The 25,158-nt window shown below is 28.5% G+C and carries 20 protein-coding genes and 1 tRNA gene; 11 read left to right on the top strand and 10 right to left on the bottom strand.

Annotated features, from left to right (window positions below; translation table 11 throughout):
• Positions 1-4: 4 nt before the first annotated feature.
• A complete protein-coding gene (locus TY07_RS09185) occupies positions 5-1,927 on the bottom strand; it encodes a PrkA family serine protein kinase (protein WP_042398500.1) in 1,923 nt (640 codons plus the stop codon).
• 214 nt (positions 1,928-2,141) lie between these two features.
• On the bottom strand, positions 2,142-3,896 hold the full coding sequence (gene recQ / locus TY07_RS09190; RefSeq protein ID WP_042398504.1) for a DNA helicase RecQ: 1,755 nt from the start codon (positions 3,894-3,896) through the stop codon (positions 2,142-2,144).
• 126 nt (positions 3,897-4,022) lie between these two features.
• Between recQ and TY07_RS09195 the strand changes: the two genes are divergently transcribed.
• Positions 4,023-4,109 (top strand) — tRNA-Leu (locus TY07_RS09195).
• 27 nt (positions 4,110-4,136) lie between these two features.
• Here the strand turns inward: TY07_RS09195 and TY07_RS09200 are convergent.
• Both TY07_RS09200 and TY07_RS09205 read right to left on the bottom strand, forming a co-directional pair.
• Complete coding sequence (locus TY07_RS09200) at positions 4,137-6,095, bottom strand: sensor histidine kinase (RefSeq protein ID WP_052330669.1); 1,959 nt, start codon at positions 6,093-6,095, stop codon at positions 4,137-4,139.
• A 100-nt stretch (positions 6,096-6,195) separates the two neighbouring features.
• The gene (locus tag TY07_RS09205) at positions 6,196-7,032 is read right to left on the bottom strand and encodes a PHP domain-containing protein (protein WP_042398508.1); all 837 of its coding nucleotides are present in this window, start codon (positions 7,030-7,032) and stop codon (positions 6,196-6,198) included.
• 253 nt (positions 7,033-7,285) lie between these two features.
• Here TY07_RS09205 and fba point away from each other — a divergent pair, with 253 nt between their 5' ends.
• Complete coding sequence (gene fba / locus TY07_RS09210) at positions 7,286-8,149, top strand: class II fructose-1,6-bisphosphate aldolase (protein ID WP_042398511.1); 864 nt, start codon at positions 7,286-7,288, stop codon at positions 8,147-8,149.
• 42 nt (positions 8,150-8,191) lie between these two features.
• Here fba and TY07_RS09215 read toward each other — a convergent pair whose 3' ends face one another.
• From TY07_RS09215 to TY07_RS09230, 4 genes are all read right to left on the bottom strand, one after another.
• Positions 8,192-9,010, bottom strand: coding sequence for a hydroxyethylthiazole kinase (locus TY07_RS09215; RefSeq protein WP_042398514.1), 819 nt, complete (start codon positions 9,008-9,010; stop codon positions 8,192-8,194).
• A gap of 638 nt (positions 9,011-9,648) precedes the next feature.
• On the bottom strand, positions 9,649-10,527 hold the full coding sequence (gene sdaAA / locus TY07_RS09220) for an L-serine ammonia-lyase, iron-sulfur-dependent, subunit alpha (RefSeq protein WP_042398517.1): 879 nt from the start codon (positions 10,525-10,527) through the stop codon (positions 9,649-9,651).
• Position 10,528: 1 nt separating this feature from the next.
• Entirely contained in the window at positions 10,529-11,206 is a 678-nt protein-coding gene (sdaAB, locus tag TY07_RS09225; protein ID WP_042398521.1) for an L-serine ammonia-lyase, iron-sulfur-dependent subunit beta, read from the bottom strand.
• Positions 11,207-11,392: 186 nt separating this feature from the next.
• Complete coding sequence (locus tag TY07_RS09230) at positions 11,393-12,889, bottom strand: nucleoside kinase (protein ID WP_042398524.1); 1,497 nt, start codon at positions 12,887-12,889, stop codon at positions 11,393-11,395.
• A gap of 316 nt (positions 12,890-13,205) precedes the next feature.
• Between TY07_RS09230 and TY07_RS18915 the strand changes: the two genes are divergently transcribed.
• The 9 genes from TY07_RS18915 (at position 13,206) to argF (ending at position 22,910) form a co-directional block, all read left to right on the top strand.
• Positions 13,206-14,114, top strand: a complete 909-nt coding sequence (locus tag TY07_RS18915) for a YetF domain-containing protein (RefSeq protein ID WP_042398527.1) — start codon at positions 13,206-13,208, stop codon at positions 14,112-14,114.
• The gene (locus TY07_RS09240) at positions 14,111-14,491 is read left to right on the top strand and encodes a DUF4363 family protein (protein ID WP_042398531.1); all 381 of its coding nucleotides are present in this window, start codon (positions 14,111-14,113) and stop codon (positions 14,489-14,491) included. The genes TY07_RS18915 and TY07_RS09240 overlap by 4 nt, the downstream gene beginning before the upstream one ends.
• A gap of 341 nt (positions 14,492-14,832) precedes the next feature.
• Positions 14,833-16,056: an argininosuccinate synthase gene (locus TY07_RS09245; protein ID WP_042398534.1), complete on the top strand. Its 1,224-nt coding sequence runs from the start codon at positions 14,833-14,835 to the stop codon at positions 16,054-16,056.
• A 1-nt stretch (position 16,057) separates the two neighbouring features.
• Positions 16,058-17,458, top strand: coding sequence for an argininosuccinate lyase (gene argH, locus TY07_RS09250; RefSeq protein ID WP_042398536.1), 1,401 nt, complete (start codon positions 16,058-16,060; stop codon positions 17,456-17,458).
• On the top strand, positions 17,446-18,480 hold the full coding sequence (gene argC / locus TY07_RS09255; RefSeq protein WP_042398539.1) for an N-acetyl-gamma-glutamyl-phosphate reductase: 1,035 nt from the start codon (positions 17,446-17,448) through the stop codon (positions 18,478-18,480). Before argH ends, argC begins: the two co-directional genes overlap by 13 nt.
• 19 nt (positions 18,481-18,499) lie before the next feature.
• Entirely contained in the window at positions 18,500-19,729 is a 1,230-nt protein-coding gene (gene argJ / locus TY07_RS09260; protein WP_042398542.1) for a bifunctional ornithine acetyltransferase/N-acetylglutamate synthase, read from the top strand.
• 107 nt (positions 19,730-19,836) lie between these two features.
• Positions 19,837-20,691, top strand: a complete 855-nt coding sequence (gene argB, locus TY07_RS09265; RefSeq protein WP_042398544.1) for an acetylglutamate kinase — start codon at positions 19,837-19,839, stop codon at positions 20,689-20,691.
• Positions 20,692-20,740: 49 nt separating this feature from the next.
• Positions 20,741-21,877: an aspartate aminotransferase family protein gene (locus TY07_RS09270; protein ID WP_042398603.1), complete on the top strand. Its 1,137-nt coding sequence runs from the start codon at positions 20,741-20,743 to the stop codon at positions 21,875-21,877.
• Between the two features lie 112 nt (positions 21,878-21,989).
• A complete protein-coding gene (gene argF / locus TY07_RS09275; protein WP_042398547.1) occupies positions 21,990-22,910 on the top strand; it encodes an ornithine carbamoyltransferase in 921 nt (306 codons plus the stop codon).
• Positions 22,911-22,936: 26 nt separating this feature from the next.
• Here the strand turns inward: argF and TY07_RS09280 are convergent, their stop codons facing one another.
• The gene (locus tag TY07_RS09280; RefSeq protein WP_042398551.1) at positions 22,937-23,977 is read right to left on the bottom strand and encodes a nucleoid-associated protein; all 1,041 of its coding nucleotides are present in this window, start codon (positions 23,975-23,977) and stop codon (positions 22,937-22,939) included.
• 68 nt (positions 23,978-24,045) lie between these two features.
• Positions 24,046-24,945, bottom strand: a complete 900-nt coding sequence (locus tag TY07_RS09285; protein ID WP_042398555.1) for a LysR family transcriptional regulator — start codon at positions 24,943-24,945, stop codon at positions 24,046-24,048.
• Positions 24,946-25,158 lie beyond the last annotated feature (213 nt).

Raw genomic sequence — 25,158 nt, forward strand, 5'->3', positions numbered from 1 at the left:
CTTATCAATCCTTCCACAAATTGTTTGCTGCATATTTAAGAATTACATCACAGCAGTGTTGGCAATATCCATTCCTTTTCATTTCTTCAACCATTGCATTGTATTTTTCTGTTTGTTCTTTATCTCTAACTCTTGATTTAGTAACAATTCTAGATAAATCTTTAACTGATGCTATAAGTTTCTTTTCTATAGCCTCTTTTAATGGTTCATAAGACTTATAATCAATCTTAGATCCATTTCTTACTAAGTAGAACATATATGAAGTAACATCAGCTCTAAATCCCTTGCTTGATGCTTCAGATACTCCTATTTGTTCTTCTATACTTCTCATAAATTCTTCATCAGGATTTAATTCCTCACCTGTTTGTTCATCTTTTATTCTAGTCTTATTCACAAAAGCTTCTGCATTATCTATATAATTATTAAATAAGCTTTCAGCTTGTTCTCTAAATGAATGAATAAATGCCTTTGTAATTTCTTTTTCAAGTATCTTATTATACTCTTTACGTATTGTATCTTGAATAAAGCCTAAATATTTCTTCTTATCATCAGATGAAATATCCATATCTTTAACTGATTTGATAATACTTTCCATTATGCTTAAAGGATTAATACAATCAAACTCTGAATTAGAAAGAGCATTATCAATTGCTTTAATAATAAATCTTGTACTAATTCCCTTCATACCTTCATATGGGCCAGCCTCTTCTCTAAGCTCAACAATATCAACCTTCTTAGTTGTTCCCTTTTCAACTAAATCTTCACCATTATAAATCTTAAGCTTAGTAATAGGATCAACCTTAGCTGATGGTGTTAATCTAGAAAGTATTGCAAACATAGCTGCAACTTCAATAGTATGAGGTGCAATATGTGCACCAAAGTTACTCTTCTTTAAAATCTTTTCATAAATTTTTATTTCTTCTTCAAGCTCTAAACAATAAGGTACTTCTACCTTAACAATTCTGTCTAAGATTGCTTCATTTGTATGGTCTGATTTAAATTTATTCCATTCAGCTTCATTTGAGTGAGCTATTATAAGACCATCAAAATAAATCATTGAACCTTTACCTGGTGATGGTATAGATTTTTCTTGTGTAGCAGTTATTATTGTATGCAAATACTCAACATCATTTTTAAATACTTCGATAAATTCTACTAAACCTCTATTACCAACATTAAATGCACCATTTAATGAGAATATTCTTGGGTCATCTTCTGGATACATATCCATCTTTGAAATATCAACAGAACCAGTTAATATTGATGTATCTTGGTTATTTGGATCAACTGGTGGAACAACACCAATTCCTTTTCTTGATCTTATAGAAAATCCCTTTCTCTCAACTGGGAAATTTTCATATTCACCATTAAACTCATGAAGTAATCTATACTTACAAACTGGACATAAGTCACCTTCTATTTGTGTTCCTAACATTTTATTAAATTCATCTCTTAAATGATTTGGAACTAAATGTAAAGGTTCTTCATGCATAGGGCATCCTTTAATTGAATATATAGGTTCACAATGAACTAATGCACTTTTTAGTGATTCAACTAAAGAAGATTTACCTGCACCAACTGGCCCTACTAAGTATAAAACTTGTCTTGCTTCTTCACCCTTCATAGATGCAGAATGTAAGTAATTTACTATTTTCATTATAACTTTGTCTATTCCAAAGAAATCATCTTTGAAATATCCATATTTTTTAATAGTTTCATTACCATATATCTTTCTTACTCTTGGGTTTTCATCTGCTTTTAATACCTCAACACCTTTACTCATAATAAAATCATATAATCTCTTATGAGAAAGTTTTGCTACGTCTGGGTTTTTCTTCACTATCTCTAAGTAATCTAAAAATGTTCCTTCGAATTTTTCACTATTTCTATTTTCTCTATCTGTAATTATAAAGTCCTTGAAGTCCATAAACTCATCCCTCCCCTTAATTTAATATATTAATGACTTAAATAGTTATATTCCTATTTTTTAAAATTTACATTTCTCTATATTTTATATGTTTAAATTTCATAATTATTATTAAATTTAAGTATTTTTATTATTTTATTTATCTTACATAATAAATAAAAGCTCATGTAAATTTTTTAAATTTACACAAGCTTTTACATCTTTTATTAACTAATTATTTATTTAATAGATTTAATAAATCGCATCCATACTTTTTAAACTTCTTTTCTCCCATTCCCCTTATATCTAAAAGTTCATCTTCATTTTTAGGGTTTTTATTACATAATTCAATTAACGTTGCATCTGAAAAAATAATATATGGTTTTACCCCTTCCTTTATAGCCATTTCTCTTCTCCATCCTCTTAACCTATTAAACAATTCACTATTAATTACCTTTTCTTCACTTTCAGATGTTAATTTTAACATTACCTTCAATTGAGACTTTAAAATTTTATATGACTTCTCATTTAATTTAAGCATTGAATAAGTCCCATCTTTCAAACTTACATATCCATATTCAATTAGAATCTTTATAAAATCTCTTATAAATTTACTACTATAATCCTTCATTATTCCATATGTAGTTAATTCATTTAATTTATCATTTATTATTTTAGGTCCAGTCATCCCGCGAAGGATATCTATTAAAACTGATATTCCATACCTTTCTTTTGTTCTATATACGCAAGATAATACCTTTTGTGCTTCTATTGTATAATCTCTAAGTTCATCATTATTTAAACAATTACTACAATTAGTACAATACTCTCTAACATTTCCTTCACCAAAATACTTTAATATAAAACTTCTTAAGCACTCCTTGCTTTCACAAAAATCTATCATTTTTTGCAACTTTTTAATTTCAATTTCTTTCCTATTTAGTTGGACTGTTGTGTGAATTAAATATTCTAAAGTTCTTATATCTCCCCTATTAAATAACAAGTGACATTCTGATGTTAATCCATCTCTTCCTGCTCTTCCTATTTCTTGATAGTAACTTTCAATATTTTTAGGAATTGTAAAATGAATTATATATCTTACATTTGATTTATCTATTCCCATTCCAAAAGCATTTGTTGCTATCATTACATTTGAATTTTCATTTAAAAATTCATCTTGATAATATTCTTTTTCACTATCTTTTAACCCACCATGATATTTTAATACATTATATCCTAAATCTTTTAAGTAATAATATAAGCCATCAACCTCTTTTCTTGTGGCACAATAAATTATACCTGCCTCATTTTCCTTTTCTCTTATAATATCCTTTACTAACTCAAGCTTATCTTCCTCAATATGTAATTTAATTTCTAAATTTTCTCTATCAAAGCTGCCAATATATATGTATGGATTTCTTAAGCCTAGAAGTTTAATTACATCTTCTCTTACTACTTCAGTTGCTGTTGCAGTAAAAGCTGTTATTATTGGTCTTACTCTTAAACTATTTATAAATTCAGCTATTAAACTATAGCTTTTTCTAAAATCATGTCCCCACATTGATACACAATGTGCTTCATCTATAGCTATTTGACTTATATTGAGAGCTCTTAATTTTCGTTTAAAAAACTCATTTTCTAACTTTTCTGGAGCTATATATAAAAGCTTAACCTCTCCTCTTTTGCAAAGTTCTATTATTTCATCACTTAATTCTAATCTTTGAGTACTATTTATATATCTTGCATTTATACCATTTGAATTTAAATTATCCACTTGATCCTTCATTAAAGAAATTAATGGTGAAATCACTATTGTAATACCTTTAAATAATAAAGCTGGTATTTGATAACAAATAGATTTTCCTCCCCCTGTAGGTAAAATACAAAAACTATCTCTACCTCTTAAAATATTGCTTATAATTTCATATTGACCTTTTCTAAAGGTATTATATCCATAATATTTATTAAGTACTTTAAAAACTTCATTCATTTAACTTCACCAGCTTTCTTAAATATATTAAAATACTATCACTTTTTATTAATACTAACATAAATTTTATTATTTTTAAATTTTCTATTGACATATTTATAAAATAATATTAAAATAATCTTGCTTGCTGAAGTGGCGGAACAGGCAGACGCACAGGACTTAAAATCCTGCGGTAGCGATACCGTACCGGTTCGATTCCGGTCTTCAGCACCAAAAAAGACTGTACTTAAGTACAGTCTTTTATTTTTTATCTATATCTGAAAATTCCATTTCAAATAAATATTCTAATGACGAATCTACAATAAATTCATCATTTTCTTTCTCATTAACAAGCCTTATTGGAAGTGTAATAATTATTTTTGTTCCCTCATTTAATTTACTTATTATATCAATAGTTCCATTATGTAACTCTATTAATCCTTTTACTATAAATAATCCTAAACCACTGCCTTCATTTTGTCTTTTTAACCCCTCATTTACATCTTCTCTTTTAAACTTTTCAAACAAATGTGTCTTAAACTCTTCACTCATTCCCATTCCTTCATCAGATATTTCTATAATTACACTTTCTTCTTTTTTCTTCATATTTACAAATATACGTCTGCCATTCTTGCTAAACTTAATAGAATTAGATAAAAGATTTAATATTACTCGTTCTATTTTTAAAGTATCAATAGCTGTTATTATTTCCTCTTCCTCAGTATCAAAGATTACATCTATATCAAATTTTTTAGCCAAATCTACTATAGCTAATGTTACCTCTTCAACTATATTAACTATATTTTGATTTTTTAATTTCACGTCCATATATCCCATTTCTAATTTACTTACATCAATTAAATTATTTATATATCTTCGTAATCTATTTGAATTTTTCATTATATATGTTAATCGTTCTTGAAAATACTTAACATCAATATTATCTTCCTTTAACTTAATCATCAATAAATTAGTTGCATTTATAATAATATTAAGAGGAGTTCTTAATTCATGTGATATTGTAACTATAAAGTCTGTTTTTATTTTTTCTCTTTCCATAGATTCAAGTAGCAACATTTTGTTTTTTCTTGCTACTTTTTTATTTACGATTGAAATATAAATTAATGAGCATACACCTAAAATAATAATAAATCCAACAAACCATACCACAGCAATCCACTTTTTTGGCAATAGCAAATCATAAGGTTTCTTATTAATATATACTGTATTTTTAGGCAATTTTAATGGATTTATATCATACTTACTCATAGCTTTATAATTAAAAATAGGTATACTAAATGTATCATGTGCTGGAGCTGCAGAAAATATATTACTACCAATTATAAGATTGTCTATAAGTGAACACAGCACCTCTCCTAACTTATAACCATCATTAACAATCCCTCCTATAGCCCCATCGTAAATATACTCTTCAAGCTTAGTGTAAATAGGCATTGAAGTTATTTCTTGCAACTCATCAATTAAACTTTTTGATGATACGACTCCATCGTCTACATCTTTTTTGTATGTTCCACATAAAAATATTGCTGCATTTTCTGGACTGATACCTTCAATTTGTTTCTTTATATCATCCAAATATGCCCCCTGGATAATATGATAATTAAAAGGTACTACTGCAACATCCTTTAAATTTTCAAAATTTTCTTTTACTGTTTTACAAAATATACTTTCATCTAAAAGTAAATAAATATCATTTACTTTGTTACCTGCCGTTAAAATAGTATTTATCATTTCTAAATTATCTTGAATTTCTAATATTCCTTTTATATACTTACTTTCCTCATTAGAAAGAGTTACATAATTATTTACTCCCGCAAAAATGATATTCTTTTCATAAATAAATGACTGATTATCAAACAATTTACTTCTAATTAATTGAAAAGCTTCATCATCCAATGTAACTATGTAATCAATATTACTGTCTTTATACTTTACATTCAAAAAATTTATAAAACTTTCTTCATATCCTTCTTCTTCAAAGCTTTCACTATCTAAAAATTCAGCCTTAACTGTATATCTATCTTTTCCAGCATCCCAAAACCCTTTAGTTATAGAAACCTCCCATTTATTTTTCGGTGAATATGATCCAATTATAAGAATCTTTTTATTATTATCATTTGCATAACATAAAATAGGATTTATAAATATAAAAATAACAGTACTTAAAATTAAAAAAATTAATATTATCTTTTTATACATAGCTTTTACTCCAATTTAATCTATTTGTTTATATACTGTGTATTTTTTCTTAAAAATATGAAAAAAGTTATGGAATCATCAATTCCATAACTTTTGAATTTTATAATAATTTATCTATTTTTAACTCTTCACTATCCTTATTTATAGCTCCAATATAATACTCTATTCCCTTACTTACGGCACCAAAATCCCCATGACCATCTGAACCAGCTGTTATTAATAAATCATTGTTTTCACAAAACTCAACACAGGTTTCTGTCATTAATTCTGAATTTGCTGGATAATAGCACTCTACTCCATCAATTCCTAATCCTTTTAATATTTCTAACTTTTCTAATATTTCTTCTTTGCTTTTATTGCTATAATAATTGCAAGGATGAGCTAAAACCACATATCCTCCAGCCTCATGAGTTATATTACAAACTTCCTCAACACTTGGAAATGCAAATTTTTCATGTCCACATTCATATTTTCCATAAAGCCTCATTCCGTCAAATAATCCTTCTGTCACCTTTCTATCATGAAGATAGTGTATTCCCTTCCAACCACCTTTTCTTCTTTCATATTCATAAGAATTATAATCATCTAATGATATATTTTCATAATCTTTTTCCATTCTTCTTATAAGTTCTACACTTGTTTCTAATAATTGTTCCTTTGCCTTATCAACTAATTTAAAGAAATTTTCATTATCCTCAAATTTATATGCTAATAAATGAACTAAATGTCCTTCAAATATTGAATCTATTTCTACTCCTCTTATAGCAATGATTCCTGCTTTTTCAGCTTCTTTTTTTAATTCTTCATAAGAATCTAATACATCATGATCTGTTATTGCTATAATACCTAAATTTTTCTTTTTAGCTTCTTCTACGACTTCTTTAGGAGACATAGTTCCATCTGAATAATATGTATGTATATGTAAGTCAACTAACATTTTCTCTTCTCCTTAATGTAAATTAATTTTTTCTTTTACTATTTTACATCAATTCTTAAAACTTTTCACATCTATTTTTTACTATTATTTTCATTTCCTTCTGCATATTATAGCATTTTTTTGTTTTCATTCTTATAAATTTGGGGTATAATAACCAATAGAGAATAAATTGATATACATATTTGTTAATTTTATAACACTGAATGTTTTTTTATTTCTCTTATAAAAAATTGAAATATACGGAGGTATTGCCATGTTAGTTTCAGCTAAAGAAATGTTAAACAAAGCAAGAGAAGGAAAATATGCTGTTGGTCAATTCAACATCAACAACTTAGAATGGACAAAAGCTGTTCTATTAACTGCTCAAGAAAACAACTCACCAGTAATCTTAGGAGTATCTGAAGGTGCTGGAAAATATATGTGTGGATACAAAACTATCGTTGGAATGGTTAACGGTATGTTAGAAGAGTTAAACATCACTGTACCAGTTGCTCTACACTTAGACCACGGTAGCTACGAAGGATGCTACAAAGCTATGGAAGCTGGATTCTCATCAGTTATGTTTGATGGATCTCACTACCCAATAGCTGAAAACATCGAAAAGACTACTGAATTAGTTAAAGTTACTGCTGAAAGAGGATTATCTTTAGAAGCAGAAGTTGGATCAATCGGTGGAGAAGAAGACGGAGTTGTTGGTAAAGGTGAAGTTGCTGATGCTCAAGAATGTAAATCAATTGCTGATTTAGGAGTTACTATGTTAGCTGCTGGTATCGGAAACATTCACGGAAAATACCCAGCAAACTGGCAAGGACTTGCTTTCGACGCTTTAGAAGAAATCAATACAGCTTGTGGAAACATGCCATTAGTATTACACGGTGGAACTGGAATCCCAGAAGATATGATCAAGAAAGCTATATCTTTAGGAGTTTCTAAGATCAACGTTAACACTGAATGTCAATTAGCATTCCAAGAAGCTACAAGAGCTTACATCGAAGCTGGAAAAGACTTAGAAGGAAAAGGATTTGACCCAAGAAAATTATTAAATCCTGGATTCGAAGCTATCAAAGCTACAGTTAAAGAAAAAATGGAATTATTCGGATCAATAAACAAAGCTTAATTCCTTTTAATATAAAAAGAGCACTTTTGTGCTCTTTTTATTTTATCTTTTAAAATAATATTCTATATCGCCATATTCCTTAATTTTTTTAGCATCTATTTTTGATATTTCTTCTAATAGATATTCATTTATTAATTTAATATTATTTTCATAGTTACTATTATCAAGCTGTTTCTTAATCATACCTATAGAATTTTTTTGTGCTATATAAAAAGATAAAGTTGAAATTAATATAGCTTGTACAATTTCACTTTTATTATTACATATTCCAATGCTACTAGCTATCATACCTGTATAAACATTATCTATAAATTCTTCATCTGTAAAATATTTATTTTTATTCTTTATATAAAATTCATTGTATCCATCAGTTATATAATATTTTTCACCTTCAATAATTAAAACACAATTATTTCTTTTGGCAAATCCTCTATAATTAAAGTTAATATTTTCTTCTTTATTTTGAAGTGCTATTAGTGTATTTATTTCTTCCTTAGTTCCCTTTATTACATTAATATTGTACCTATTAATTAAACTAAATGCTAAATTTCTTTTGTGAATTATTGAATCTATTCCTTTGGCTTCTAATAATACTACCTCTTTTTTATTCATGGATATTAATTGTTTTTCTATATCCATAATATTTTCATCTTTTATTTCATCTAAAAAAATTAGTAATGTATTTACTAGACTACTATCATCATTACTTTCATCCAATTTAGATTTTACTTTTCCATTGTAGTATATAATTCCTCTACTTAAATCTTTTAATCTCTCAATACTAGAGCAACAATATACTCGAGGCAGTTTTTTCTTTTGCAAGTCTAAAACATAATTAATAGACTCCCCACTAAGCCTCATAAATTTTTCCTCACTTTATTATCCAATAGTGCAGTTTTGCCTAATAACATCTTATTCGACAAAATCTACTTTGTGCATCATAGTAGCTGGAAAAAATAAAGGGATTATCTCCAGGAATTAATATAATTTTCGTTAAGAATTTATATTATTCTCTCCAGAAAATTACCTAAAGCTTCGAATGTCGTTTTACTCCCTCAGCTTTTTAACGGTAATTTTCTTACGAGAATAATTAAATTCTAAAACTCAATTATAATATTCCTTACAATAATCCCTTCATTTTTTTCTTTATTACTAGATGTACTTCCTTAACCCCAATTTAATTTGGATTAGTTAATGTTTTTGGTAGAAGTAGTGGCAAGTTAGTTATTGATATTATTTAGTTTTCTATATTTATACATAAAAAAGAAATATTATATTAAAGAGAATATTGAAATTGAGCCGTAGAATTTAATAATTTACGGATAAAAATTTGCGTAAAAAAGATTATACTGTTTGAGCCTATAGGCGAGTTTTTAATCTTCAGCAAATTTTTAGGAGTAAATTATATAAATTTAAAGCTAGATTTCACTAATTCCCAGAAAGATAATATTTCTTTTTTTCGTTATTACACAGGATAACTAAACTACCACACAATAGCTCTATTCTTCGCCGAATACCTTTTTACGAAGTTCAAGTCCTGCTTTTGTTATTGCAACTCCCCCCATTGCTGTTTCTCTTAGAGATGATGGAAGACTTTTTCCTACCTTGTACATAGCTGAAACTGTATCATCAAATGGGATTTTACTTTCTACTCCAGCCATAACCATATCAGCTGTACAAAGTGCACTTATTGCACCTGCTGCATTTCTCTTTGCACAAGGAATTTCAACTAAACCTGCAACTGGATCACAAACTAATCCTAAAATATTCTTAATAACTATAGCCGCTGCATCTAAGCTCATTTTAGGTGTTCCACCCATCATTTCTACTACAGCTGCTGCTCCCATAGCTGCTGCTGAACCACATTCAGCTTGACATCCACCTTCTGCACCAGAAAGTGTAGCATTCATTCCAATTATCATTCCTACAGCTGCTGATGCAAATAAAGCATCTATAAGCTCTTCATCAGTTTTAGCAAGTTTTTCTCCTGCTGATAAAATTACTGCTGGTAAAATTCCGCATGAGCCAGCCGTTGGACATGCTACTATTCTTCCCATTGCTGCATTTACTTCAGATGAAGATAACGCCATTGCCATTGCTTTTACTGTAACATCTCCAGTTAACGTATTTCCTTTTTCTAAATATTTTTGAACTCTATATCCATCTCCACCAATAAGACCACTTAAGGAATTAACTTTCTTTTCTCTTCCTTCTGTAGCTCCTTCTTTCATAACTTTAAGGTTTTTAGCCATCTTTTCATATACTTCTTCTCTAGATAGCTCTTTATCTCTCATTTCTATTCTTATAGCATATTCGCTTAATGATATATTTTCTTCTTCACAAATCTTTAATAATTCTTCTCCTGATCTTGCTAGCATATTATTCACCGTCCTTAATTGGATTAATCATTATTACTTTATTTATTCCTTCTATTGCCTTAAGATTTCCTATAATTTCAGATGTAACTTCATGATCAACTTCAAATACCATAGTTGCATCCTTACCTTTTTGATTTCTAAAAACTTTCATAAAAGCAATATTTATATCATTATCATAAAGAATTGATGTTACCTTAGATACTACTCCTGGAACATCTTTATTAGAAACAATTATTGTTGGATAAGCTCCAGTAAAATTAACTGTATTTCTATTAACAGATGTAACTTCTATACTTCCTCCACCAATTGAAGATCCAATTAATTCATAAGTTCCTTCTTTTCCTTTAATAACAAACTCAACTGTATTTGGATGTACATCTCCTAAATCAGCTTCTTTAAAATGTATTTTAAGTCCCATTTCTTTAGCTATATCTAACGAATCCCTAAGTCTTAAATCACTTGGTTCCATTCCTAAAATTCCAGCTACTAATGCTCTATCAGTCCCATGCCCTTTATATGTCTTAGCAAATGAACCATGTAAATAAAATGTTACTTCTTCAATATCTCCTCCAGCAACTGCTCTAGCTACTTTCCCTAATCTTGCTGCTCCTGCTGTATGAGAAGAAGATGGACCAACCATTACAGGCCCTAATATATCAAAAACTCCTACGCTCTTCATATGTTACCTCCATTTATTATGTAGTTTTACTAGTTGTTAGTTTTGAGTTAATAGTTAAGAGTTTAGGGCTAAACTCCTAAAGGAGTTTCTTATATTTTTCTAAATTCAACTCCGTTGAATTTATTCCCTAACTATTAACTATTAACTATTAACTATTAACTATTAACTATTAACTATTAACTATTCTTAGTATTTGTAAAAAATGCTTCCTCCAATAAATTCTCTTAATATAGAATTTGGTGGTACTATATTTTTATCAACCTCTCTAAAGAATCCTAAAAATTCTTTTAATCTTTTGGCCTCTTCATAAACAATACTATCTTCTTTAATTTTTTCAAGCTCTTGAAGTGCATATTTCTTTAAAACACACAACTCATATACTAAAGTTGAATTAAACATTACATCTGCTTCTTCTTGGTAAACAAAAATATTCTTTTGCTCTCCTCTTTTAATCTTATGCCACATCTTCAACGTATCTTCTGCTCCATGACCTCTAGATAATTGATCTCTAACTATTCTTCTTACTCTTCTTACATCTGTTGTTGTAATCCTATTATGATTATCTAAATTTAATTGAGTTAGAGCAGAAATATAAATTTTAAACTTATATTTTTCATCAATATGTGACGTTAATGTTGGATTTAAAGCATGAATTCCTTCCACTATAATAACTCCATTTTTAGGAAGTTTCATCTTTTTACCTACCCATTCTCTTTCACCTTTTATAAAGTTAAACTCTGGTATTTCAACTTCTTCACCTTGTAAAAGTAAGTTTAAATGCTTATTAAATAACTCTGTATCTACTGACTCTATTGTTTCAAAATCATATTCACCATTTTCATCTATTGGTGTTTGATCTCTGTTTACAAAATAATCGTCTAAAGAAATAGGAACTGGAATTACCCCATTTACCCTTAATTGAATTCCTAGCCTATTTGCAAAAGTTGTTTTACCTGAAGAACTTGGCCCTGCTATTAAGACTAATTTAATATCTTCTTTTGAACAAATTTTATCTGCAATTTCTGCAATTTTCTTTTCATGAAGCGCTTCTGATATCATTATTAAATTTACTAATTCACCTTGATCAATTTTTTTATTTAATGCACCAACGTTACCAACACCTAAAATATCTAGCCATTTTTCAGTCTCTCTAAATATACTACTCATTTTTCTTTGCTCAACAAATTCTGCTAAAGTAAACTTTTCATAATCATTTGGTCTTCTTAGTATAAATCCATTATCATAATACATTAAATCAAAAACTTTTATATCACTAGTTCTTTCAGTCATAGGCCCATAAAAATAATCATATCTTCCATCTAACTCATATAACTTAACTTCTTTAAAATCTACTTGTTCAAGTAAAAGAACCTTATCATACATATTATAAGAGTTAAAAATATCTATTGCCTTCTCTTTAGTAACTTTTATCTTATTTATAGGTAAATCTCTATCTATTAATTCTTGCATTTTATCTTTTATATCTTTTACATCTTTCTCATTCAAAGGTTCATCTTTAAAAATCTCTCCAAAAATCCCCCTGCCAACACTATGTTCAATTGTAATTTTAGATTTCGGGAATAAATCTAAAGTTGCCTTTATAAATATAAATTGCAATGTTTTAGTATATTTTTTTTCTATTTCTTCATTAGCCCTTACTTGTAAATTAATGTCTTTTTTCATACCTAATCCACCCTTCTAAACCATTATAATATCATTACTTAATTAAAAATCCATATTATAAAATTTAGTTAGAACCTTTATCCTTAAGTGAGATTCTAAATTTTAATTTAGTTAATTTAACTTACTCAACTACTGAAGTAAGTAAAGTTTTCATCTATTAGTTTTTTAATTAAAGTCTATATACTCTTATTATATACTGCTAAAAAAAATATTCTATTATTTTTATATATAAACTCCTTTTTATTTTTAAATTCTAACTTTATTAAAGAATAAAAGCATTTTATTTACAAATACTTTAATTAGAGGTGATTTTACTATGTTCATTGTCCTAATTAGAACAATTTTTTTATATTTTTTAGTAATACTTGTAATGAGATTAATGGGTAAAAGGCAAATTGGAGAACTACAGCCATATGAATTTGTAATAACAATAATGATATCAGACCTTGCAGCTTTACCTATGCAAGATACTAGATTACCTTTAATTCTTGGAATTATTCCAATTTTAACTTTGTTATTTATAAAAACAATATTAACTCAATTGCAGTTAAAAAGTCAGTTTACTAGAAAAATACTAGAAGGTGAACCTTGCATTTTAGTTTGTAAAGGTAAAATAAATTATCAAGCTTTAAAAAGACAACAAATTAATTTAGATGAGCTTATGGAAGAATTACGATTAGCAGGTTATTTTGATTTAAACGAAATTCAATATGCTATTTTAGAAAATAATGGTCAACTATCTTTTTTAACTTCTCAAAGCAGTTCTTCTGGCGGAGGTGGATGTAATACTTCTTGCAGTACTAATACTCAGCCATTATCATCTGGAAGCCAAAATAGTTCATCTGCCCAAAGTAGTTCTAGTAATTCTCCAAACTCTAATAGCAATACTTCTGGAAGCGAAAGTTCTTCTAAAAACAATAAAAAAAGTAATCCTACTAATTCTAGCGGAACTAGTAGTTCACAATCTTCCGGAAGTTCAAGTAATTCTGGAAACAGTAGTGCTACTCAACCACCTAGTTTACCTATAATTTATGTATTAGATGGTCATGTTAATAAAAACGCTTTAACAACTAGTGGTAAAAATAAGGTATGGATCGAGCAGGAATTAAAAAAACGTCATATAGATTCAATTAAAGATGTATTAATAGCTATGATTGATACTCAAGGAAAATTTTATTATCAACTTTATGATAAAAATGAAAAAGAGAAAGGAGCTAAAAAATGAAAAACTCATTATTTTCTATTTTTCTCTTTATAATATTATTAGGATTTTTAACCTATACAGATATTAGCTTTAAAAACCTTTGTTCAGAAGTAATAGATATGTGTGAAGAAATGGAAACTACTATGAAATCATCATCAAAAGAAGAAAATTTTAAAAATGCAATGGATATATATGATTTAATCCAAGATAAAGGTAAATTTGCTGCTATATATATAAACCATGTCGATTATGATGTAATGTTAAATGAAGCATTAAAATTAACTGTATATATTGAAAATGATGATCCTAGTGAAAGTGAAGCTTCTCTTCACCTCTTAAAGTCTAGCACAGAACATATGAAAAAATTACAAGTTCCAAATATAGAAAACATATTTTAACTAATAATTAGAAGGTATTCTCTATTTACCTTCTAATTTTTTCGCTTAGCAATATCTTAAATCATATAAATTAACTCTTTAAGCAATATCCATATATATTAATATTCATGAATATTCTCGGCATATAAATCATATTATTCTTATTATATTTATGCATAATTCTTTCTTATTTTCATGCATAAATATATTTTTTATGCAAATTTAAAAATAACCATTGCATAATTATACATAGATGTGTATAATTATAAACATCAAGTTTATACCCATTCAATGGATTTAAATACAATGATTGGTTTATAGTAAATGATAACTATTAACTAAATTAAAGGGGGCTTTTATATATGAAAAAATTTAATAAAGTTGTTTTAGCTTATTCAGGAGGGCTTGACACATCAATAATAATATCTTGGCTTAAAGAAACTTATGGTTGTGAAGTTATAGCAGTTGTTGGTAATGTGGGACAAGCAGATGAGCTAGAAGGACTAGAAGAAAAAGCATTAAAAACTGGGGCATCAAAAATATATATTGAAGATTTAACAAAGGAATTTGTTTACGATTATATCTTCCCTACACTTCAAGCTGGGGCAGTGTATGAAGGAAAATATTTATTAGGAACTTCTTTTGCTAGACCTTTAATTGGAAAGAGACTTGTAGAAATTGCAGAAAAGGAAGGTGCAGATGCAATTTGTCACGGTTGTACAGGAAAAGGAAATGATCAAGTTCGTTTTGAACTTGCAGTTAAAAACTTTGCCCCTGAAATGCCAATTATAGCACCTTGGAGAATTTGGGATATAAAATCTCGTGAAGAAGAGATTCAATATGCTTTAGATAGAGAAATTCCAATAAAAATTACTTACGAAACTAATTATAGTAAAGATAAAAACCTGTGGCATTTAAGCCATGAAGGTTTAGATTTAGAATTTCCTGAAAATGAACCTAAATATGATAAGATTTTAGAAATGTGTAACACCATAGAATCTGCACCTGATAAAGCAACTTATATTACTTTAACTTTTGAAAAGGGCATTCCCGTTGCACTTAATGGTATAAAAATGGATGGTGTTTCATTAATAGAAGAATTAAATAAAATCGGTGGAGAAAATGCTATAGGTATTATGGATATGGTAGAAAATAGGCTTGTTGGTATGAAATCAAGAGGTGTTTACGAAACTCCAGGTGGAACTATTCTTTACAAAGCACATGCTGACTTAGAAGAACTTTGCTTAGATAAAGCTACTCACCACTTTAAACAATCAATTGCATTAAAATTTGCAGATTTAGTTTACAATGGCGAATGGTTTACTCCACTAAGAGAAAGTCTTTCAGCTTTTGTTTCTAAAACTCAAGAAACAGTTACTGGTGATGTTAAGCTTAAACTATATAAAGGCAATATTGTTAATGCCGGAATGAACTCTCCTTATTCATTATACAGCGAAGAATATGCTACTTTCGGTGAAGATGGCGTATACAATCAAAAAGACTCTGAAGGATTTATAAATCTTTATGGTTTACCAACAGTTGTAAATTCAAAGATGAAAGATTCTTTAAAGAAGAAGGATAAATAAAATGAAGCTTTGGGGTGGAAGATTTACAGAGGGAGTTAATGAGTTAGTTAATACCTTTAACTCCTCTATTTCAATTGATTCAAGAATGTATAAGGAAGATATCGAGGGTAGTCTTGCTCACGTTAAAATGTTAGGTAAGCAAGGAATTATTCCTCTTAAGGATAGTGAAAAAATAATTGAAGGCTTAAAAGAAATATTAATTAGAATTGATAATGGAACTATACAAATAGATAATGATTCAGAAGATATTCATAGCTTTATTGAAAGTATTTTAACCTATTATATTGGTGATGAAGGTAAAAAGCTTCATACTGGTAGAAGTAGAAATGACCAAGTTACTTTGGATACAAAACTATATTTAAAGAAATATTTAAAAACAATTATTGATGAAGTATTAAATCTTCATACTACACTGTTAGAAAAGGCAAAAAAAAATATAAATACAATAATGCCTGGTTATACTCATATGCAGAAAGCTCAGCCAATTACATTTGCACATCATTTATTGGCATATTGCGAAATGTTTAAAAGAGATATAGGCAGACTTTTTGACTGCTATAAGAGACTTGATGAAATGCCTCTTGGAAGTGGAGCTTTAGCAACCTCTACATACCCTATTGACAGGGAGTTTGTAGCATCACAGCTTGGCTTTTCTAAAATCACTCTTAACAGTTTAGACTCTGTTTCTGATAGAGATTATGCAATTGAATCTCTTTCTGCACTTTCATTAATAATGATGCACCTATCAAGGTTTTCTGAAGAAATTATACTTTGGTGCACTGGTGAATTTAATTTTATAGAGCTAGATGATGGTTATAGTACTGGAAGCAGTATAATGCCTCAAAAGAAAAATCCTGATGTTGCAGAATTAGTTAGAGGTAAGTGTCCTAGGGTTTATGGTGATTTAATGACATTACTTACTGTAATGAAAGGAATCCCCCTTGCATATAACAAAGATATGCAAGAAGATAAAGAAGCTTTATTTGATGGCTTAGATACTGCTCTTCTTTCACTTCAAACATTTAATGGAATGATAAAAACTATGAAGGTAAAAAAGGATAATATGAAAAAATCAGCTTCTGGTGGATTTACTAATGCTACTGATGTTGCAGATTATCTTGTTAAAAAAGGAATGGCATTTAGAAGTGCTCATGAAGTTGTTGGTAGAATAGTCCTTTATTGCATTGATAAAGATATTGCTATAGATGATTTAACTCTAAAAGAATTTAAAGAATTTTCTCCTATTTTTGAAGAAGATATATATAAAGCAATTGATTTATTAACTTGTGTTGAAGAAAGAAGTGTCATTGGGGGCCCTAGTTCTTCATCAGTAAAAATGCAAATTGAATTTTTAGAAAAATTTATTAAAACAAATAAGGAGAATTTATCATGTTTAAAGTAGGAATAATTGGGGCCACAGGATATGTTGGAGTTGAATTATTAAGGCTTTTACTTAATCATGATGATGTTATAGTTACAGCTATCTCCTCTTCTACTTTTAAAGATGAGGAGATAAGCTCTGTATACAGAAGCTTTTTTAATAAAACAACTTTGATATGTGAAGATAAAAGTGAAGTTATCAATAAATGTGATGTAATATTTACTGCTCTTCCTCATGGTTTAAGTGAAGAAATTGCAGCAGAAGCAATAAGCAAAAATAAGAAGGTAATAGATTTAGGGGCTGATTTTAGATTAAATTCTGAAGAATCTTATGAAGAATGGTATGGAAAGAAATTTGCTTGCAAATCTCTTCATCCTCAAAGCATTTATGGATTACCAGAATTTAATGGTTCTAAAATCAAAGAATATAATATAGTTGCTAATCCAGGTTGTTATCCAACAAGTATTTCACTTGGACTTATGCCACTACTAAAAAATAATTTAATTAATACTACAAATATAATTTGTGATTCAAAATCTGGAATTACTGGAGCTGGAAGAGGTCTTTCACTAAAGACGCATTTTGCAGAAGCAAATGAAAATTTTACAGCTTATGGAATTGGAAGTCATAGACATACTCCTGAAATAGAAGAAACATTGTCCTATATGGCAAATGAATGTGTAGAAGTAACATTTACACCTCATCTATTACCAATCAATCGCGGAATATTATCTACAATTTACTGCGAAACTAAAGATAATCTTACCTTAGAAAAAATCCATGAAATATATACGAAACAATACGAAAATGAAGAATTTGTACATGTATTACCATTAGGTAACACTGCCGAGATAAAACATGTAAAATATACTAACAACTGTCATATATCTCTTCATCAAAATTATAGAAAAGATAAGTTAATTATAGTTAGTGTTATCGACAATATGGTTAAAGGAGCTGCTGGACAAGCTATTCAAAATATGAATATTATATTAGGTTTACCTCAAAATACTGGACTTAAACTAATAGCTCCAAGCTTTTAATTAAAGGATGTGTAATTTTATGATTAATATAGATGAAAATTTAACTGTAACTTCTCCTGTTGGTTTCAAAGCTTCAGGAATTCATTGTGGATTAAAAAAAAGTTTATTAAAAAAAGATTTAGCTTTAATATACTCTGATGTTGTTGCTACTTCTTGTGGAGTATATACCAAAAATAAAGTTAAGGGTGCTCCTCTTACTATAACCAAGCAGCACTTAGTTAATAAAAAGGCTCAAGCAATAATAGTTAATAGTGGAAATGCCAACACTTGTAATGGTGATGATGGCTTAGCTAAAGCAAAAAAAATGGCTACTCTTTGTGCTAAAGAATTAAGTATAAAAAATGATGATGTTCTTGTTGCTTCTACTGGTGTAATCGGTGTTCCTTTGAATATAGATGCAATAAAAGATGGAATTCCTCAACTAGTTGGAAGTTTATCATCTAATATTGAATCTGCTAAAAATGCATCTATGGCTATTATGACTACAGATACTATTGAAAAGCAAGCAGGAGTAGAAATTGAGCTTAATGGTAAAAAAGTTACTATAGCTGCAATGGCTAAAGGATCTGGAATGATTCATCCAAACATGGCTACTATGCTTTCTTTTATAACAACAGACCTTTCTATATCCCCTTCTCTACTTAAAGAAGCCTTAAAACAAAGTGTTAATGTTTCTTACAATAGAATAAGTGTTGATGGTGATTCCAGCACTAATGATATGGTGTTAATTATGGCAAATGGTCTTGCCCATAATGAAACTATAACTGAAAAAAATGATGATTATAATTTATTTTTAGAAGCATTAACAGCTTTAAATATTTATATATCAAAGAAAATAGCCAAGGATGGTGAAGGTGCCACCAAACTTATAGAATGTACTGTAAAAAATGCATTATCAATAGAAGATGCAGAAACTCTTTCTAAAAGTGTAGTTACGTCAAGCCTTGTTAAAGCAGCTATGTTTGGTAGTGATGCTAACTGGGGAAGAATTCTTTGTGCTTTAGGATACTCTAATATAGATTTCGATCCTGAAAAAGTAGATGTTTCTTTTGCTAGTGAAACTGGAACAATATTAGTTTGTAAAGCTGGTTCTCCAGTAAACTTTGATGAAAAAAAAGCAAAGGAAATTCTATTACAAAATGAAGTCAAAATTTTAGTTAATATGAATTTAGGCTCTTCTGAAGTAACAACTTGGGGCTGTGATTTAACTTATGATTACGTAAAAATAAACGGGGATTACCGTAGTTAAGAATACTTTATTATGTTTTAGAGTTAAATTTTATTAATGATTTAACTCCTGAATGACACAGTAAATTTAGATAATTTCTAAAAACGAATATCTAGGAGGGAAAGTAATTGAATTACACTCAACATGCAAATATATTAGTTCAAGCATTACCTTATATTCAAGAATACTATGGTAAAACCATTGTCATAAAGTATGGCGGAAATGCTATGATTAACGATAATCTTACTCAAACTGTAATTAATGATATTATCTTAATGAAATGTATTGGTATTAATCCAATAATAGTTCATGGTGGAGGCCCTGATATTAGTAATACATTAACTAAAATGAATCACGAAAGTAAATTTATAAATGGATTAAGATATACTGACGAAACTACAATAAACGTTGCTCAAATGGTTTTAGCTGGAAAGGTTAATAAGGATTTAGTAAAACTTATAGAAAAAGATGGTGGAAAAGCTATTGGTTTATCTGGAATTGATGGTTCATTGATTAAAGCTAAAAAATTAAAAATCGGAGTTGATTTGGGATATGTTGGCGAAATAACTTCTGTAAATACAGAACTTTTATATTTAGCTATGAACTCTGGCTTTATCCCTGTAGTTTCTTCTATCGCTATTGGTGAAAATGATAATAATAGCTATAACATTAATGCAGATACTTGTGCTTCTAAGATCGCATCTGCATTAAAAGCTGAAAAATTAATTTTACTAACCGATGTTCCTGGTGTAATGACTGACCCTAGTGATTCATCCACTTTAATTTCAACATTAAGATTACATCAAATTCCTAAATTAACTGTAGATAAAGTAATTAATGGTGGTATGATTCCTAAAATAAGCTGCTGTGTTGAATCTGTTCGAATGGGAGTTAAAAAAGCCCATATAATCGATGGAAGAATCGAGCACTCCCTACTACTTGAACTTTTATCCGAAAAAGGAATTGGAACGGAAATTTATTAAAAAGGAGGAAGTAAAATTGACATTGCTTGAACAACAAAAAGAATACTTGATGAATACTTATGCAACACTTCCAATTGAAATATCACATGGTGAAGGTTCATATTTATATGACATTAATGATAAAAAATATATAGATTTTACTAGTGGAATTGGTGTTAATTCCTTAGGATATAATAACGCCCTCTGGAAAGAAGCAATTACTTCTCAATTAAATTCTTTCCAACATCTATCTAATATTTTTTCAAATGGTTCTACAATTGCTTTAGCTAAAAAACTTACTGAACTTTCTGGAATGAGTAAGGCTTTCTTTGCTAACTCTGGTGCTGAAGCAAATGAATGTGCTATTAAACTTGCTAGAAAATATAGCTTTAACAAATATGGACAAGGTAGAGGTACTATTCTTTCACTAAAGCAATCCTTTCATGGAAGAACTTTAGCTACATTAACTGCTACTGGCCAAGATAAATTCCATAATTACTTCTTCCCTTTTCCAGAAGGATTTGACTATGTAATTGCAAATTCAATATCTGACTTAAAAGAAAAACTTACTTCAGATGTTTGCGCAATAATGATGGAAGCTATTCAAGGAGAAGGTGGAGTTCATCCTTTAGATAAAGATTTTATTTTAGAAGCTTGTAAATTAGCTAAGGATAATGATGTATTAGTTATATTCGATGAGGTTCAATGCGGTATTGCAAGAACAGGTAATTTATTTGGATATAATAGCTTTAATATTACTCCAGATATAGTTACTTGTGCAAAGGGACTTGGAGCTGGACTTCCTATAGGTGCTGTTTTATGTAATGAAAATCTTTCAACTACCTTTGTGCCTGGAGATCATGGTTCTACTTTTGGTGGTAATCCAGTAGTTTGTGCAGGTGGATTATCTGTTTTAAATCAGCTTTGCAACACAGACTCCTACAATGAAATTATATATAAAGGCGAATATATAAAACAATCTATTTTAAATGAAAATATTAAAATTGTTAAAGATGTTAGAGGCTTAGGGTTAATGCTTGGTATCGAAATTTATGGTGATTCTTCTATTATTCAAAATAAGGCACTTGAAAAAGGACTACTTGTATTAACTGCCGGTAAAAATGTAATTAGACTATTACCACCACTAAACATCACTATGGAAGATGTAAAAACTGGAGTAGACACGCTAGTATCAGTTTTGAGTTAATAGTTTTTAGTTAATAATATTTTTCAAATTCAGCCAATTTGAATTTATTCCTTAACTATTAACCATAATTCTTAACTACTAACTCTTAACTATAAAAAAGGGGGCATTTTTTATGAATAAAGACTTATTACGTATGGATAATCTTTCTAAAGAGGAAATTTTAGATATATTAAATCTTGCTGATCAATTAAAATATGAAAGAAAACATGGTATCGACCATCCTTTACTTAAAGGTAAATCATTAGGTATGATTTTCGAAAAAGCTTCAACTCGTACAAGAGTGTCTTTTGAAGTTGGAATGTATCAACTTGGTGGGCATCCTCTATTTTTAAGCTCAAAGGATCTTCAAATAGGTCGTGGGGAACCTATTCAAGATACAGCCAGAGTTTTATCTAGATATTTAGATGGAATTATGATTAGAACTTTTTCACAGAAAGGAATTGAAACTTTAGCTGAGTGTTCTTCTATTCCAATAATTAATGGATTAACAGATGAAGAACATCCATGTCAAGTATTGGCGGATTTAATGACTATTAGGGAGAAAAAGCTTATATTAGAAGGTTTAAAAGTTGCTTACATCGGTGATGGAAATAACATGTGTAACTCTTTGATAGTAGGTTGCTTAACCATTGGAATGCACTTATCAATAGCAAATCCAATAGGATATAAACCTCCACAATATTATACAGATAAGGGTCTAGAGTTAGCAAAAGAAAACAATGTTTCTTTTATAATGACAGAAAATCCTGAAGATGCTGTAGTTGATGCTGATGTTATAATTACTGATGTTTGGGCTAGTATGGGACAAGAAGATGAAGCTAAAAAAAGACAAATTGCATTTAAAGGCTATCAAGTAAATAGTGATTTAATGAAACTTGCTAAAGCTGATGCAATAGTTCTTCACTGCCTTCCTGCTCATAGAGAAGAAGAAATTACTGAAGATGTTCTTGAAGCTAATTCTGATGTTATATTTGAAGAAGCTGAAAACAGACTTCATGCACAAAAAGCAGTTTTAGTAAAATTATTATCATAAAAGGCAGGACTATTAAGTCCCGCCTTTTATTTTTCTATGTAATTTATGACATGTTTAATTATCATATTGATACTTCCATCACCATTACGTTGAATTTCAAACTTAGAATCATCATGGTAAGCTTCTTCATTTATATATAAATCAATATCCTTATCAATCTTAAGTCTTACTCTCTTAAGTTTCTTTTCTACCCATGCCTTATCTACAGACACTTCATTTTCTAATCCATTGCCCTTCATAAATATTTCAAAATCCTGTTTTTGAGTAGGATTATCTTTAAATAATTCTTTAGAAACTTCTTCTATGTTAATAGAATCCTCTTCTTTAAGCTTACTTTTTATTGTTGTTCTTATTTTCTCTGCTTGTTCAGCATTTTCACTAACATTACTTCTAGTCCAAGCTTCTGAAGCTTTTAAGAATGTCTTTGTCATATCTCTTTTATTTGCTACAATGCTACATCCTAAAAAACTATTCATAAAATAATTTGCACCATATTCATCATCATCATTAGACTTCTTTTGCTTATCAATAACATATAAATCAAATACGTTATCTTCTCTTATTGGTTTAATAAATGCTGCTTTTTGAATTCTTTGACTACTTGCTGGAAGACCAGCTGCTTGAGGTACTATTCCTATCCCTATCTTGTCATTAACAAATTCAACTGAATGAGTAAAATTCTTTACGTAATCCATCTTTAGTATCCCTATCATAGGTCCAACATCTGTAACTAATGAAACTATTATTAAATCACATGATGGAATATTAACATTCCCCTTCATTATCAAAAATAATTGTCTTGCAAGCTCCTTAGATAATCCTAAAATATCTGAATCTACACCATTCAAATAATCCTGTACTATTTCTTTAACTATGTTTCTTTCAGAATTAAATACTGCTGTTTTTAACTCTTCATCTTTTAAACACTTTTCAATATGCTTATGTAAAAATTTATAAATATCTTCGGTTAGTTCTAATGTATATTCATTTAATACTGGTTCTGATGAATTATTATCAAGAATATGTATTACTGCTTCCTGAATATTTATATCATTAATATATTCCAAAATATCACCTCTAAAAATATACTACAATCAATTTTTTCTTTCAAAATATTATATCATTAAACTTCATCTTATTTATTTAAAAAATTGTTTTTACCATATTCTATACTATACTTTTTAAATAAATTTACAGATGGTGTTAAATATCTATTTTTTAATGTTGCTAAATATATAAACCTTTCATGCTTTGGATTTATTATAGGTAATACTTTTACATTATAATACTTTAATGATGATATTTTAGGAACTACTGCTATTCCATAATTTATTTCAACTAATCCAGCAACAGCATTATCTTCTTCAACTTCACAAATTATATTAGGATTAATATCAACTTCTTTAAATAAATCCGATATTAATGATCTAATTCCACTTTTTTCACTAAATCCTATAAAAGGATAATTACCTACTTCACTTAAATCTATAAATTCATTTTTTGCCAAAGGATGCTCATTTGATACTATTACAACTAACTCTTCGTTTGCAATTGGTATAAATTCAATATCCGGTTCATCATCTACTAATGAACAAAAGACCATATCATATTTTTCTTCTTTCAAATCTTTGATTAGTGATTGGGTTGTTCCTTGACCAAATAAAAATTTTATATTCTTATTTTCATCTGCATTAGTAAAGTTTTTTATTAACTTTGGTACAAAATTAGGTCCTAATGTATAAATATAACCTAATTCAATTGTACCTGTAGATACATTAGTAAGTTCCTTTAATTTTTTCTCTCCTCTTTCTAATTCACTTAGTGCTTTATCTACATATTCATAATAAATTTTTCCATACTTAGTTAATTTAATGTTTCTACCTTGTTTTTCAAAAAGATAAGTCCCCAAATCTTTTTCGAGTGCAGACATAGCATGACTTAAACTTGGTTGGGTTATAGATAATTCTTCTGCTGCTTGAGTATAATGCTCTAACTTTGCTAGTACTCTAAAATAACTTAAATGATTTAAATTCATAAATATACTCCTTTCCATTTTTGATATTGTTGTTTGTTAATATACAAACTTATTTAAAATTATGCTTTCTTACTTAATTCTAAATTATTATATCATATCTATAGATATTTTCTATAAATATTCAAAAAAATATGTATTAGAATAATTGAAAATATTATATTAAAATTTATCTTGTAAAATAAATATGGAACTTATACATAACAACGTTAAATT

Source organism: Clostridium saudiense, from assembly GCF_000577815.1.
Taxonomy (GTDB): Bacteria; Bacillota; Clostridia; order Clostridiales; family Clostridiaceae; genus Clostridium; species Clostridium saudiense.